Annotated in this window: 10 protein-coding genes and 3 pseudogenes; 7 read left to right on the top strand and 6 right to left on the bottom strand. The window is 62.4% G+C overall.

Going from position 1 to position 15,014, the window contains the following annotated elements:
- Positions 1-52: 52 nt before the first annotated feature.
- Positions 53-312: pseudogene (locus RBRH_RS21400) on the top strand (IS110 family transposase); the annotation flags it as partial.
- Positions 313-1,110: 798 nt separating this feature from the next.
- A complete protein-coding gene (locus RBRH_RS12380) occupies positions 1,111-1,581 on the top strand; it encodes a hypothetical protein (protein ID WP_041754933.1) in 471 nt (156 codons plus the stop codon).
- A gap of 41 nt (positions 1,582-1,622) precedes the next feature.
- Here RBRH_RS12380 and RBRH_RS20965 read toward each other — a convergent pair whose 3' ends face one another.
- From RBRH_RS20965 to prpB, 5 genes and pseudogenes are all read right to left on the bottom strand, one after another.
- Complete coding sequence (locus RBRH_RS20965; RefSeq protein ID WP_255743540.1) at positions 1,623-1,757, bottom strand: hypothetical protein; 135 nt, start codon at positions 1,755-1,757, stop codon at positions 1,623-1,625.
- A gap of 296 nt (positions 1,758-2,053) precedes the next feature.
- Entirely contained in the window at positions 2,054-3,250 is a 1,197-nt protein-coding gene (gene prpF / locus RBRH_RS12385; protein ID WP_041754655.1) for a 2-methylaconitate cis-trans isomerase PrpF, read from the bottom strand.
- Positions 3,251-3,265: 15 nt separating this feature from the next.
- Positions 3,266-5,865: pseudogene (gene acnD, locus RBRH_RS12390) on the bottom strand (Fe/S-dependent 2-methylisocitrate dehydratase AcnD).
- Positions 5,862-7,040, bottom strand: coding sequence for a bifunctional 2-methylcitrate synthase/citrate synthase (prpC, locus tag RBRH_RS12395; RefSeq protein WP_013428334.1), 1,179 nt, complete (start codon positions 7,038-7,040; stop codon positions 5,862-5,864). Before prpC ends, acnD begins: the two are co-directional and overlap by 4 nt.
- A gap of 23 nt (positions 7,041-7,063) precedes the next feature.
- The gene (prpB, locus tag RBRH_RS12400) at positions 7,064-7,969 is read right to left on the bottom strand and encodes a methylisocitrate lyase (protein WP_013428335.1); all 906 of its coding nucleotides are present in this window, start codon (positions 7,967-7,969) and stop codon (positions 7,064-7,066) included.
- 139 nt (positions 7,970-8,108) lie between these two features.
- Between prpB and prpR the strand changes: the two genes are divergently transcribed.
- The 3 genes from prpR (at position 8,109) to RBRH_RS20395 (ending at position 11,207) form a co-directional block, all read left to right on the top strand.
- Positions 8,109-10,127: a propionate catabolism operon regulatory protein PrpR gene (gene prpR, locus RBRH_RS12405; RefSeq protein ID WP_083813527.1), complete on the top strand. Its 2,019-nt coding sequence runs from the start codon at positions 8,109-8,111 to the stop codon at positions 10,125-10,127.
- Between the two features lie 229 nt (positions 10,128-10,356).
- Entirely contained in the window at positions 10,357-10,866 is a 510-nt protein-coding gene (locus tag RBRH_RS12410) for a GNAT family N-acetyltransferase (RefSeq protein ID WP_041754935.1), read from the top strand.
- Between the two features lie 23 nt (positions 10,867-10,889).
- Positions 10,890-11,207, top strand: coding sequence for a hypothetical protein (locus RBRH_RS20395; protein WP_013428339.1), 318 nt, complete (start codon positions 10,890-10,892; stop codon positions 11,205-11,207).
- Positions 11,208-11,420: 213 nt separating this feature from the next.
- Here the strand turns inward: RBRH_RS20395 and RBRH_RS12420 are convergent, their stop codons facing one another.
- Positions 11,421-12,452, bottom strand: a complete 1,032-nt coding sequence (locus tag RBRH_RS12420) for an NAD-dependent protein deacetylase (RefSeq protein WP_013428340.1) — start codon at positions 12,450-12,452, stop codon at positions 11,421-11,423.
- 155 nt (positions 12,453-12,607) lie between these two features.
- On the opposite strand from RBRH_RS12420, the pseudogene RBRH_RS17565 reads away from it, so the two are divergent.
- Together RBRH_RS17565 and RBRH_RS19165 are read left to right on the top strand one after the other, a co-directional pair.
- Positions 12,608-12,926 (top strand): annotated as a pseudogene (locus RBRH_RS17565) (2-aminoethylphosphonate ABC transport system ATP-binding subunit PhnT); the annotation flags it as partial.
- 1,250 nt (positions 12,927-14,176) lie between these two features.
- A complete protein-coding gene (locus RBRH_RS19165; RefSeq protein ID WP_157864503.1) occupies positions 14,177-14,845 on the top strand; it encodes a hypothetical protein in 669 nt (222 codons plus the stop codon).
- Positions 14,846-15,014 lie beyond the last annotated feature (169 nt).

Genomic DNA, 15,014 nt, shown 5'->3' on the forward strand with positions numbered 1-15,014 from the left:
GTGCTCAATGGAAGTTCATGAGGGTCTTCACAGGCAAACCGGATGGTCCGAGATGAAGCTTACATCAGTTGGAATCGACATTGCCGAGAGCGTATATCAGATCCATTACGCGATCTTGCGTCCGGTGCAACCCATGGCAAAGTTCTCAAACGCGCTAAACGCGTGCCGTTCTTCGCCAACTGGCCAGCGAGTCGCGTGGTTATGGAAGCATGTGGCAGCACTCATGACTGGGCTCGGCTCTTAACACGGCTTGGTCACCATGTGCGGCTCATCGCTGCCCAGTTTGTGCGGCCATTCGTGAAGTCGAATAAGACTCTATGGTCCTCTCCGTTTTTGCAACACTGATTTCTGATGCTGTGATTGGCTTGCGTGAATTTATCCGGCGTCTGGAGAGGGATTTAATCCCATACGCGCTAACCAAAAAAGCTTTCTGCGAAAATGTGGTTAGATAAACAAAAATACTGAGAGAGACGTGCAAAGCAAATGCGAGCAGGAGAGGCTACCGGGTTGGTCGACGCTATTTAGGCTGTTGCCGGCTGGTTGGGAGGAACAGGCAAGAACATTAGGGGCCTTGAAGTCCGGGCGTCGCTTTACAACGCAGAGCCTGCTGCGTACGCTGCTGATTTATCTGAGCGAAGACTGTTTGATGCGAGAGGCAGCGCAGCGTGTAAGTCACGAGGAACTGGCTCAGATGTCGGCGGCCGCGTTGGGGAAGGGCAGGTCGTCGGCTCGTGCACGGGCCTCGATGATAGGGTGCACCATGCGGATAGGCCGGCAGGATCAGCGGTGAGGCCAGCGTTTGGTGCAGCGAGATCGATTGTGCGGTTCTCCGCTTGCCGGATCGTGGGGCGAGAATAGCCTCGCTCGTCCGGCTCGATGGTAGCCCGCTCAAAGTGTGGCAGTCGGTAAACGCGTGAAGCAGCGCGTAGTGGCTTGTGCCGGTGCATGGGTGCCATACACGACCACGTACGTCTATGACGTGCCGCCGTGAACCTGCTTCAATGCGTTGCGTCGCGACACTGGCGGGCGTGATGCGGTAAGGTACCGGTTCGAGTAAACTGTATACCTTTACGAACGCGCGGCATGCGCACGACTTTATTGATCAGAATCATGCGCTTACTCGGCTACCGCACCCTATTCGCCGGCGTAGCGTTCGTCACGCTATGCGGACAGGCTTGCGCGGACGTGGCCGACGGCACGCACATGGCCAGCCGCTCACTCGATGATGCGCTGGCGTGCCAGTTGCGTGCCCATGATTTCATTGCGCCGCTGGTGGACGAGGGCTTGATCGGTCCGAAGGCGTCACGCGTCGAAGACAACTCGGTCAATGCGTTCTTTCCGGTACGCGGCGCGGACTTGCGCGCCTTTGGATTTTCGGTAATTGCGGTCGTCGGCTACCAGAAGGACGATCCGTTGTTTCGGCAAGGTCGGGGCAAACCCATCGGCGACTCGGCCTACGGCGTCGTGGTAATGGGAACCACCCAGCGAGTCAAGGCCCGCGCCGAACACGCTGGCAGTCCGGCGATCGTCCACCATGTCGGCCCACTCGTGACGGCGATCTTCTGCGACGCGCAGCGCTGATGCATCGCGAGTTGCCAGTAGGCCGGCGTCCGGGCTGGCGTTCAGCGTATGCCGGCGCGGCGCGATATCGCCGCTGCCAGCGCGAGCGGCATGGCCAGTGCCGTCAACCTGATCATCCGCGCGGCCGGCGCGCGGGCGCCATGCTGCACGCACACGGCCTTGCAATTGATGGACATGGGGGGTGCCTCCCTACATATCGCGCGAGCCCCACATCCGTGCGTCGGTGTAGCCGGTGCACGTTGCTGTGGTAGACAGCACGGCCCAGGTTTCAGGCAGCGTGTCGCAGTCCGCAATCCGCGTGGCACGTGCCGCGTGCTGCGTGCCACGTACTGACAGATTAGGTACCTGAGGTAGGCCCCGACGTTCCGCTCCCGAATGTCGATTCGCAGCCTTCGTTACTGCCGCAGGGCGATCCGGAACCCGTGTCGCTCGGCAGACCGCCGGCGCACGAACTAGACAGGCCCGCGCCGCACTAGCGCAGCAGCAGTGTATCGGCCGGCACGCGCACCGAGCCTTCCATGAGCACGCGTGCGCTGCGGCTCATCAACGCCTTGGTCACGATCCATTCGCCGTTGACGCGGCTCGCCTCGGCCCCGACGCGCAGCGTGCCGGACGGGTGTCCAAAGCGCACCGCGTGGCGCTCGCCGCCGCCTGCCGCGCGGTTGACCAGCGTGCCGGGCACTGCCGCCGCCGCGCCGATCGCGACGGCGGCAGTGCCCATCATCGCGTGATGCAGCTTGCCCATCGACATCGCACGCACCAGCAGGTCGATGTCGGACGCGGCGACCTGCTTGCCATTGGACGCGACGTAGTCGGCCGGCCGGGCCACGAACGCTAGCTTCGGCGTGTGCTGCCGCGTCGCGATTTCGTCAATGCACGAGATAAGCCCCATGCGCAATGCGCCATGGGCGCGGACGATCTCGAGCTTGGCCAACGCGCCTGCGTCGCCGTTGATCGCGTCTTGCAATTCCGTGCCGTTGTAGCCGAGCGCTTCGGCCTCGATAAAGATCGTCGGGATGCCGGCATTGATCATCGTCGCTTGCAGCACGCCGATACCCGGAATGTCCAGTTCGTCCACGAGGTTGCCGGTCGGGAACATCGAACCGCCGCCTTCATCGTCGGAGGATGGGTCCATGAACTCGAGCGGCACTTCCGCGGCTGGGAATGTTACGCCATCAAGTTCGAAATCACCGGTCTCCTGCACCGCACCGTTCACGATCGGCACATGCGCGATGATCGTCTTGCCGATATTCGCCTGCCAGATCCGTACGGTGGCGATACCGTCGCGCGGGATGCGCGACGCGTCCACCAGGCCGTGGCTGATCGCAAACGGTCCCACGGCCGCCGACAGGTTGCCGCAGTTGCCGCTCCAGTCAACGAACGGGCGGTCGATCGCTACCTGCCCGAACAAATAGTCCACGTCATGGTCGGGGCGCTCACTGCGGGACAGAATCACGGTCTTGCTGGTGCTCGACGTGGCCCCGCCCATGCCGTCGATCTGCTTGCCGTACGGGTCGGGACTGCCGACCACGCGCAGCAGCAGCGCGTCGCGCACCGCACCGGGCTGCTGTGCGGGGCCGGGTAGGTCCTGCAGCCGGAAGAACACGCCCTTGCTGGTTCCGCCGCGCATGTAGGTGGCGGGGATCTTAATTTGGGATGAGTGAGCCATCAAAGTGTTGCTCCGTCACGCGGCCGCTTTCGCCGATTCGAGAAAGTCTTTCGCAAAACGCTGCAGCACGCCACCTGCTTCGTAGATCGAGACCTCCTCGGCCGTGTCGAGCCGGCAGGTGACCGGGACATCAATGCGCCCGCCGTCACGGCGATGGATCACCAGCGTGAGATCGGCGCCCGGCTTGCGCTCGCCGATCACATCGAAGGTCTCAGTACCGTCGATGCCCAGCGTGATGCGGTTGACGCCGGACTTGAACTCCAGCGGCAGCACGCCCATGCCGATCAAGTTGGTGCGGTGGATGCGCTCGAAGCCTTCCGCGACGATGGCCTCGACGCCGGCCAGCCTCACGCCCTTGGCGGCCCAGTCACGCGACGAACCTTGCCCGTAATCGGCGCCGGCAATGACGATCAGTGGTTGCTTGCGCGCCATATAGGTTTCGATGGCCTCCCACATGCGCATGACCTTGCCCTCCGGCTCGACGCGCGCGAGCGAACCCATCTTGACCTCGCCGTTTTTCAAGACCATCTCGTTTTTCAGCGTTGGGTTCGCGAACGTCGCGCGCTGGGCGGTCAGGTGGTCGCCGCGGTGGGTCGCGTACGAGTTGAAGTCTTCTTCCGGTAGGCCCATCTTGGCGAGATACTCGCCGGCGGCGCTATCAGCTAGGATCGCGTTGGAGGGCGATAGGTGATCGGTGGTGATGTTGTCGCCGAGCACCGCGAGCGGGCGCATGCCGCGCAACGTGCGCTCCCCGGCGAGTGCACCCTCCCAGTACGGCGGACGGCGAATGTAGGTGCTGCGCTCACGCCAGTCGTACAGCGGGCTGGCCTGCTGACCCACGTCAACGCTGAGCGCAAACATCGGTTCGTACACCTTGCGAAAGTGCTCTGGCTTGACGCTAGCCGCAACCAGCGCGTCGATTTCGTCATCGCTGGGCCAGATGTCGTGCAGCGTGACCGGGTGACCATCGCGGTCGAGGCCGAGTACGTCGCGTTCGATATTGAAACGGATCGTGCCGGCGATCGCGTACGCTACCACCAGCGGCGGCGAGGCAAGAAACGCTTGCTTCGCATACGGGTGGATCCGGCCGTCGAAGTTCCGGTTACCGGACAACACTGCGGTTGCATACAAGTTGCGCTCGACGATTTCCTTTTGGATAACCGGGTCAAGCGCGCCGGACATGCCGTTGCACGATGTACATGCGTATGCGACGACACCAAAACCCAATTGCTCCAGTTCCGGCAGCAGTTGCGCGTCCTGCAGATACAGCGTGACGGCCTTTGAGCCGGGAGCCAGTGAGCTTTTCACCCACGGCTTGCGGGTCAGCCCTCGCCGGTTCGCGTTGCGTGCCAGCAGACCCGCGGCAATCATGTTGCGCGGGTTGTTGGTGTTGGTGCAACTGGTGATGGCCGCGATAATCACCGCGCCGTCAGGCATGCGGCCGGGCGTGCGCTCGACCTTGCCGCTGATGCCGCGTGCGGCCAACTCCGAGGTGGGCACGCGCTTGTGCGGATTGGACGGACCGGCGATGTTGCGTACCACGGTTGATAGGTCGAACTCGAGCACACGCTCGTATTGCACGTGTGTCAGCGTGTCGGCCCAGAGGCCGGTGTTCTTCGCATATTGCTCGACCAGCGCGACCAACTCGTCGCTGCGACCGGTCAGCCGCAGGTACTGGATCGTCTGCTCGTCGATGTAGAACATGGCCGCGGTGGCGCCGAACTCGGGCGCCATGTTCGAGACGTCGCGCGGTCACCGAGCGTCAGACTGGCAGCGCCCTCGCCATAGAACTCAAGGTAGGCCGACACGACCTTTTCTTGACGCAGGAACTCAGTGAGAGCCAGCACGATGTCGGTGGCGGTGATGCCGGCTCTAGGCTTGCCGCTCAGCTTCACGCCGACGATATCCGGCAAACGCATCCACGACGCGCGCCCCAGCATCACGCTTTCCGCCTCTAGCCCGCCCACCCCAACGGCGATTACGCCCAGCGCATCAACCATTGGCGTATGCGAATCGGTGCCAACGAGCGTGTCGGGGAAGGCGACACCATCGTTGACCTGCACGACCGGACTCATGCGCTCCAGGTTGATCTGATGCAGGATCCCGTTGCCGGGCGGGATGACGTCGACGTTGCGAAATGCCTTCTTGGTCCAGTTGATAAAGTCAAAGCGGTCTTCGTTGCGGCGATCCTCGATCGCGCGGTTCTTCTCGAACGCGTCCTTGTCTATCGCCGCCGATCATTCAACCGCCAGTGAATGATCGACTACCAGCTGGGTCGGCACGACCGGATTGACCCGTGACGGATCGCCGCCACGCGCCGCGATCGCGTCGCGCAGCCCGGCGAGATCGACGAACGCGGTCTGGCCCAGGATGTCATGGCAGACGACACGCGCCGGATACCAGGGAAAATCCAATTCGCGCTTGCGCTCGATGAGCTGCGATAGAGACGCGTCAAGCGTGGCCGGATCGCACCGGCGCACCAGGTTCTCGGCCAATACCCGCGACGTATACGGCAGGCCGTCGTAGGCGCCCGGCGCCAGCGCATCGACGGCAGCGCGCGCGTCGAAGAAATCCAAGCCGGTGCCTGGCAGTGGTTTTCTGTAAGCGGTATTCATCGGCATGAGACCCGCTTTTCGAGCGGCACGAACGGCAGGTTTTCCGGGCCAGTATAGTGGGCACTCGGGCGGATGATCTTATTGTCCACACGCTGCTCAATGATGTGCGCGGCCCAGCCAGACGTGCGCGCGATGACGAACAGCGGCGTGAACATCGCGGTGGGCACGCTCATCAGGTGGTACGACACCGCGCTGAACCAGTCCAGGTTCGGAAACATCTTCTTGATGTCCCACATCACGGTCTCCAGGCGCTCGGCAATGTCAAACAGCTTGGTGTTGGACGCCTCCTTCGATAGTTTTCTGGCGACTTCTTTGATCACCTTATTGCGCGGATCGGAGATCGTGTAGACAGGGTGGCCAAAGCCGATTATCACTTCCTTGTTTTCGATGCGGCGACGGATGTCAGCTTCGGCTTCATCGGGGGTGGCGTAGCGCGATTGGATCTCGAATGCGACTTCGTTTGCGCCGCCGTGTTTCGGGCCACGCAGCGCGCCGATTGCCCCGGTGATCGCCGAGTAGATGTCTGAGCCTGTGCCGGCAATCACGCGGCTGGTAAACGTCGATGCGTTGAACTCGTGCTCGGCGTACAGGTTCAGCGACACGTGCATCGCATCGACCCATGAGCGCGTCGGCGCCTTGCCGTGTAGCAGGTGCAGGAAATGACCACCGATCGAGTCGTCATCCGTTTCGACGTCGATGCGCTTGCCGTTGTGCGAGTAGTGGTACCAGTACAGCAGGATCGAGCCTAGCGAGGCCATCAGCCGGTCCGCGATATCTCGTGCGCCGGGCAGAGTGTGATCGTCCTTTTCGGGCAGCACGGTACCGAGCACGGAGACACCCGAGCGCATGACGTCCATCGGATGGGCCGACGCCGGGATGGATTCGAGTACCGCCTTGACGTTCGCCGGCAGCCCGCGCAGTGCCTTGAGCTTGACCTTGTAGGCGGTGAGCTCGGACACGGTCGGCAGCTTGCCGTGCACCAGCAGGTAGGCGACTTCTTCGAACTCGCATGCGCCGGCCAACTCCAGGATATCGTAGCCCCGATAGTGCAAGTCATTGCCGGTGCGCCCGACCGTGCACAGCGCGGTATTGCCGGCGGCCACGCCGGACAGCGCGACCGACTTCTTCGGCTTGAAGGCGCCCGTTGCCGGCTTGTTGTTGTCTGCTTCGCTCATGGTTTCGTCTCCGGACTCAAGCGTTACTTGTTAGCGTTGTTAGCGGCGAACAGCGCGTCGAGCTTCTGTTCGTATGCGTGATAGCCCAGGTAGTGATACAGATCAGCGCGCGTCTGCATGGTTGGCACAGCGGCCTTCTGCGTGCCATCGCGCAGCACAGTTTGATAAAAGTTCAGCGCTGCTGCGTTCATTGCTCGATAGGCGCCGCAGCAGTACAGTGCGATGTCCACATCGACTTCGCGCAGTTCGTCAACAGTGAACAGCGGGGTCGCGCCGAACTCGGTCAGATTTGCCAGGATTGGCACCTTGACCGCGGCCTTGAAGCAACGGTAGTCGTCCAGCGTGCGCATGGCCTCGGGAAAGATCATATCGGCGCCGGCTTCGACATAGGCGAGTGCTCGCTCGATCGCGGCGTCCAAGCCCTCGGCAGCGGCGGCATCGGTGCGCGCCATGATGACGAACTGCTCGTCGGTGCGCGCGTCTACCGCCGCCTTCACACGGTCAACCATTTCGTTGGTCGGCACACATTCCTTGCCTGGCCGGTGACCGCAGCGTTTCTGGCCGACCTGATCCTCGAGATGCACGGCCGCCACCCCCGCCTTGATGAACGAGCGGATGGTGCGCGCGATGTTGAACGCGCCGCCCCAGCCGGTATCGATGTCGACCAGCAGCGGCAGTGAGGTTGCATCGGTGATGCGGCGCGCATCGATCAGCACGTCTTCCATCGTGCTGATGCCCAGGTCTGGCAAGCCGAGTGAATTCGCCGCGACGCCGCCGCCGGACAGGTAGACGGCCTTGAAGCCGACAGCCTCGGCCATCTTCGCCGCATAGGCAGTGATCGCGCCGACCACTTGCAGCGGCTGGGCTTGGGCAACAGCGGCGCGGAACTTGGCACCCGCGCTGGCGGGCTGGGGTGGGGGTGGGTTCATTGTCGCTCCAGGAAAACAACGGCGTTTAAGCAAGTGCCGAGCCAATGGCCGATGAAAGCGTCAACGCCTTGATTTTTCGGGCTGCGTCGGCTCGGCAGTTGTGGCCCGAGTTTCAATATTGAAATCAGGCGTTTCGTTTATGAGATGCGACGCGCATAATGTGGTATCACCAATTTGCGGTATCACCAATTGGGGTAAATGGGCTTTGAGCATCGTACAACCAGACGCGGTCGCTCGCCCGCGTTTGTGGGCCATGGGAATAAGTCGATTGCGTGACTTGTTCCTGGACATCGCCCGCGAGTATGACGGGCGTGCGCAACTGCGCGTGGTCTCGCGCGGTTTCGAAGACGCGGTGCATGAGATCAATGTGGCCGGCTCGATGCGTCCGGACGTGGTAGTGGCCGGTGGATCGAACGGCGCGTATTTGAAAGCGCGCGTGAACGTGCCGGTTGTGCTGATCCATCCCACCGGTTTCGACGTGATGCATGCGCTGGCGCAGGCACGGCGCGACGCGGCATTGGTCGCGCTGGTTACACACGGCGATATTCCTGACGAGGTCCGGCAGTTCACGCATGCCTACGGCGTTGACGTGGTTCTCGGCTCGTATCGGTCGGTGCAGGATGCGCAGGCCTGCGTGCAGGACTTGCGTGAGCGTGGCGTTGGCGCGGTGGTCGGGCCCGGCCTGGTCGCGGATCTTGCCGCCCACGCCGGCATGCATGCGGTATTTCTGTACTCTCGCGCCTGCGTGCGTGCCGCTTTCGATACCGCGCTGGAAGTCGTGCAGGCCACGCGTGCCGAGGCACTGCGCCGCGCCCGGCTGGATAACCTGCTGCAGCACCTGCGCGACGGAGTGGTGGCGCTCGATGCCGAAGGACGCGTCGAGGCGATGAACCAACGACTGTCTGACGCGCTCGGTATCGGCGCCACGCAGGCGGCGGGGCGCACGCTGCTGGATTTGGCGCCGTGCCTGGCCGATTCGCTGCCCGACGCCGACGGCGATACGCTCAGCGTCATCCGTGGGGTGAGCTATGTCGTGCATCGCGGCCCGCTCGCCGGCCCCTGCGGCGAGCAGGGCGGCACCGTGCTGACGTTCCAAGAGTCGCGCGCGGTAGAGCGGCTGGATCGCACGTTGCGGTCACGGCCGCGTGCGCAGCAATTGACCGCCCGTTACGATCTGGACGACCTGGTCGGCGAATGCGCGCCCATCGAGCGCGTGCGCGTGCTGGTGCGTCGTTATGCACGCTCGGACGCGACCGTGCTCGTGCTCGGCGAAAGCGGCACCGGCAAGGAAATGGTCGCCCAGAGCATCCACCGCCTGAGTGCGCGGCGCGATTTCGCGTTCGTGGCTATCAACTGCGGTGCCTTTCCGGAGGCGCTGCTCGAAAGCGAACTGTTCGGCTACGAAGAGGGCGCCTTCACCGGCGCGCGCAGGGGGGGCAAGGTGGGCCTGATCGAAGCCGCGCATCGTGGCACTTTATTCCTGGACGAGATCGGCGAGATGTCGTTGCCGTTGCAAAGCCGTTTGCTGCGGGTGCTCCAGGAGCGCGAAGTGGTGCGTCTGGGTTCGACCGAGCCGGTGCGCGTCGATATCCGCGTGATCGCCGCCACGCACCGTGCGTTGATCGATGGCATCGAGTCGGGCACATTCCGCGCTGATCTTTATTATCGGCTGAATATCTTGAGCATTGCGCTGCCACCGTTGCGTGAGCGTCCTGGTGATGTGATGCTGCTCGCGGTGGAATGGCTGCTGCAGGCGGCGCGGCGCGAGCCCCGCCTGGCCGTGCGTGTGCCGGATACCAACGAGGCAACCCGAATACTGGCGCCGGTGGCCGCGCCGCTGTGCGCGTACCGATGGCCCGGCAACGTGCGCGAACTGCAGAACGTCATCGAGCGGATCGCGGTCGAATTAGCCGATACCGAGGCCGAGGACGATGTTGCGCTGACCGTGGCCGTGCTGCGCACGATCGCGCCCGAGTTGTTCGACACGCCGGCTGGTCCCGTCGTGCCCGCCTCGACGCTGCGTGAACGTAGCCGCCATGTCGAGGCGGACGAGATCCGTGCCGCGTTAAAGGCCCATGATGGTGATCGCGATGCAGCATGCCAGGCGTTGGGCATCAGCAAGACGACACTGTGGCGCAAACTCAATGCCGCGCGATAAGGTGTCGCCTGCGCGGACGTGAGCCAGTGCCGGATCGGCGTGCGCCGTTCGCGCGCCTGAACACGCTTGTTCGTCGATCGTTAGATTTAAGTTATTAGTTACTGATTACTGATTGTGGGTCGTCGGTCACTGGTTGCTGGTCATTGGTCGTCGGCCGCGGAGCGGGGGAGAAATCGGACCGAGGGGCGTTATATGATGCTGTTGTGGAAGTTTATTTAGGCGCTTGTTGATGATTCGTCTTGCCGTCCCGGCGGATTTTTCTGTGCTGTTGTCGATAGAGCGTCGCGCCGGCGAGCGGCTGCGTGGGCATGTCGCGTTCCCGGTGTTTGCTGCGCACGGATTGACTCAGGATGAGCTTGCCGACGGGGTACGGCAACGCAGGCTATGGGTGGTGGAGTACGACGATCGGATCGTGATCGGCTATTTGCTCGGCGGGGAACTCGATGGTGGATTCCATATTCGTCAAATGGACGTCGACCCTGCCTACGGCCGCCGTGGCCATGGCCGCGCATTGCTGCGGCATGCATGCATGGTCGGGCGCGCCGAGGGCTACCGGCAAGCCCTACTGACGACCTTGCGGGACGTGCGCTGGAATGCGCCGTTCTACCGCAGCGAGGGTTTCGCCGAGTTGCCGATCGCGCTGCAGGGCGAGCAGATGCGCGCGGTGCTCACGCATGAACAGGCGCTGGGCTTTCCGATGCATTTGCGTGTCGCGATGGCCAAGCCGCTGGGCGACTGAGCTTTGCGCGGATCGAGGTATCGGTGACCGTTACGTGGTGGCGCGCGGCGCGTGCGCGCGTCAGGGCAACGGAAATCGCGACAGATCGTGCTACGACGCTAGGCGACGCGTCGCACGAAGCCATAAAACAACCGTGGATGCATTTTCAGCAGGGACAGCGCGATCGCGAACTTGGGATGGTGGCCCTGCTAGGTCATCGCCAAGTGCCGCAGGCGCGTGCGGCGCGGACGGTGGCCAGTACGGAACGCGTGGCGGCGTCGTTGGGCACCTCGCGGGCAATATGGAACGCGATTTGCCGGTACGCCTACACGTACTTGAGTCGAAAGAACAGCCGCGTGTAGTCGGGAATCGGCAGCAAGCGGGTGCTGTGCTCGACCAGGTCCATAATTTCGAACAGGTCGGTGACCGTCGGATTAAACCGGACCGGCAGGCCGTTGCCATGTTTGACATAGAAATACAGTTCATCCGCGTCGCACCGCTATCCCTATCGAGCGCACGCGTGTAGGGTCATCGGATGGACGAGATGTCGCAAACGAGGCAAAAAGGTTGGCGGATTACGTGGGTTTACGCAGGTTGGCAGACGGCAGGGCGGCGAGCAATGACAGCAGCGCCTGGTCGCATGGCAGCGTGACCTTCAGCGCGAGCAGCGGATCGGCACGCGTGCGCCCGAGGTTGATCGCGGCAATCGGCTTGCCGGCCCGTGCCGCTTGCACGCAGAAGCGATAGCCCGAGTAGACCATCAGCGACGAGCCGACGACAAGCACTGCATCGGCGCGCGTGAGCGCGGCCTGCGCCGTGTCGACACGCTCGCGCGGCACGCCCTCGCCAAAGAACACCACGTCCGGTTTCAGCATGCCTTGGCAATGGTCACACACCGGCACTCGGATCGTATCGAAGTCGATCGACTCGAGATCGGCGTCGCCATCGGGCGCTGCGTTGGCCGACAGCGTTTGCAACGCCGGATTGTCCGCTTCGAGCCGCTGCTGGATGGCCGCACGCGCATGCATGCGGCCGCAGCTCATGCAGATGGCACGGCCAATGTTGCCGTGAAGCTCGATTGTGCCGGCTTGTCCGGCGCGACGATGCAGGCCGTCGACGTTTTGCGTGACAAGCTGCTCGACGTGACCCAGTGCCTCGAGTCGCGCCAGCGCATGGTGCGCGGCGCTTGGCTTGGCCTGGGCCAGCACTTTCCAGCCGAGCGCGCTGCGGGCCCAGTAGCGGCGGCGCGCCGTCGGCGAGCGAAGGAACGCTTGCAGCATAATGGGTGCACGGCCCTTACGTTCGCCGTTCGCATCGCGATAGTCAGGAATGCCCGAGGCGGTACTGATGCCGGCGCCCGTCAGCACGAATAGGCGAGGATGCGCTAGCACGAAGCCGGCCAGCGCGCGCAGGCCCGGTTGCACATCGTCCGGTTCGGCCAGCGTGTGCCCCGGCCGAGCCGGATCGACGCCGTTGCAGCTTTCGGCTGGATCTTCGGATATGAACGTTTTCGTCTCCTGACAAAGCAGCATGGTCTGGCGGCAGCCGTGCGCCGCATCGGCGACGGGCCGATACGCTCCCTGCCCAATTCTACGGGGTTTGGGCACGGCTGTCGGCGTTGCGTGCGACGAGGCAACGGCCCATGAACCCTCGACTATTAAGCAGGACCGATCCCATGCTAGCGGCGCAGGGGCACCAGCCTATCCTCGACGCACTTTCGGAGTGCGGCGTACTGTCGGTTGCGCAACACCAGCGTAGCATGGAGAGGTTGTTCCAGAGCTATGCACTTTTGCATACCTACAGTGTTTGGAAATGTCACGTTCGGCTGCGAGTGCGGCGTGTTGAACGCGAAGGTCGCGCGGCGCGTGGCCGATGTGCTCAAGCTCGTCCAGTTATCCGACGCAGGACCATGTGATGCTGCTGTTGGACGAACCGCTGTCCGCGCCTGATTTCGACCTGCGCGCGTCAGTGCGCTCGGCACTCAAGGCGCTGCATGAGCGATTGCTAAACCTGACCATCTTGTGCGCGACGCATGTCACGATGACGCGTTGGTGCTGTCCGAGCGCACGCTGCTGATGCGCGCGGACGTATTGTGCAACGGGTCACCAGCAGCGTGAGCGTGTCGCATGTCTGCGGCCCAAGCAACTTTGCATCGGCGCGTGTGCCCGTGTTTGTTACGAGACTGTCGATGTGGCCCCGGTCCGAACGTAGCGAGTATCTTGCGCAATTGAGCTGTTTATACGAAAATGGATATAATTAACTAATATTTATCGACAATAAAATGCAATTTAAGTGCGGGATGACTGAGCCAAATTGGCTTGCCTACACCCTCTCTGAAATACTACCTCGCGATCCTCGCACGCGTACGCGCGCTTTGATGCGCCGCGTGCCTGTGCTGCTGCGATCACTCGCCGCACTGAAGCATCGGTCTTTTTAGATCGCTTATCCGACGCTATACGTTCTGCTCACCTCCGATTGTGACAGGCTCGCAGCCCGATGCAGCAGCTGCATTTTTTATGGCGAGGACACAATGACACGACAGACAAGTCGATTGCTTTCGAAGCTAGGCGCCGGCATGGTTTTGGCAGTAACCGCGGGGTGCGGCGGCACAACGAGCAGCGACGTGGGCGCGTCGGCCGAGCATCGTACAGAGGGGGCACCATTCACCGTATCGCGCCTCGATGCTTCCCTGCGGGATGAGCGCGGAGAACACGACAAGGTTGAAGAGCGCCACAGACCAGATGGACCGGAGCTTGATGGCGACGCCATGCCTGCGCATGCTGCACCGACTGCGCTTGGCGACGGCAATTCGCGCGAGCTATCACACACGGAAACCACAAACTTGCAGAGGCAGGATGACACGGAGAAACTACACGGTTGGACAGACGCTGCTCATGCGAGAACATGTTTGTCTGCGCCGGCGAAGCGTCCGTCCGATGAATACAAGCGCAGGTCGCATTCGAGCAGGACGTTGTCGCTCCCTGTCTTCCATGGGCCCCACCCCGACAACACGAATGGGAATGCCCACCCCGACGGAAGTACCATTCTCCGCGGCGTATCGTCAATAGACATTCCGAGGCCCGCGCACCGCCGCTCTCGGGCCAGTTTGACTCTTAGCCCGACCACGCGATCGTCTAGCGAGCAAAGTAACGAGGGATTGAATGTATTGCCACATTTCTTCCACGATACCAATTTTAATCCGCTTGAGGCGTTCCGCTCCACGCCGGGCGACACAGTAGCCACTTTGGAGGAACGGCCGGCGGCGCCGTTGAGTACTCGCCTTAGGTCGTGGATGCGGGAAGCCCATGCCGATTTTGCCGACTGTCGTACCATGCCTTGTCCTCATCGAGGATCGCCGCAGCCGTGGACCACGTTGTTCGATGTCGACGCACGGATGAGACAGCACGAGAAACAGGAAATCGTGCGCAGGAAGCTAGAAGAGTGGGCGTATGCACAGCAGGTGGTGCCTGTGGCGCCCGAGGCGTTTGATCAACTCGATCAACGCGATAAACTGTGGGTCGCGCTGCGTATCTCCGATGCGGAGGCTGCGGACAACGGCGACTTATTCGCTTGGTCAATGGCGGCCGAGCTGTTTCCGTGCGAAGCGCTTCGCCAGCGCCAACATCGCAAATTTGTGTCATGGATGCTCCAAATGTTCGACTTACGTTTGGACCTAGTCGCTTTGGGCGAGCGCGGCGCCCGACAGGACGAACTCGATGCATTTGTCCGGGCGGCGGCTCGTGACGTCGATCAGCAAGATCGCCTCGAGCAGCTGGAGCGAGCGCTGCACGCACTGGCCGTCTACGAGATTGTCCCGAGAATGCGTAATATTTTAGAGCCGACGGGCGCACCGTTGCATGAAGTGGCGGAGACGACATTTCGCGTAGTTGAGGCACTCAAACAACTGGCTGCCGAAGTGGTGCCCACGGCGGTCCAGCAAGGCGCGGTCGACACGGACTACGCGGATCGTTTCAACCAATTATTGTCCGGAACGATATAGACGTCTACCGTCCCAAGGCGTAATAGCAGACTGTCCGCTCCTATAATGGACGCCTATTGTCCATGCGAGTCGCTTCAGTGGCTCCCCGGTGATAGCCGTAGCGGACACAATAATGACGGGGAATTGATCGGTGAGCAGCCAGCATGCCATGCAGCAATCGTGATTTGCG

It is taken from the genome of Mycetohabitans rhizoxinica HKI 454 (genome assembly GCF_000198775.1).
GTDB classification, from domain to species: domain Bacteria; phylum Pseudomonadota; class Gammaproteobacteria; order Burkholderiales; family Burkholderiaceae; genus Mycetohabitans; species Mycetohabitans rhizoxinica.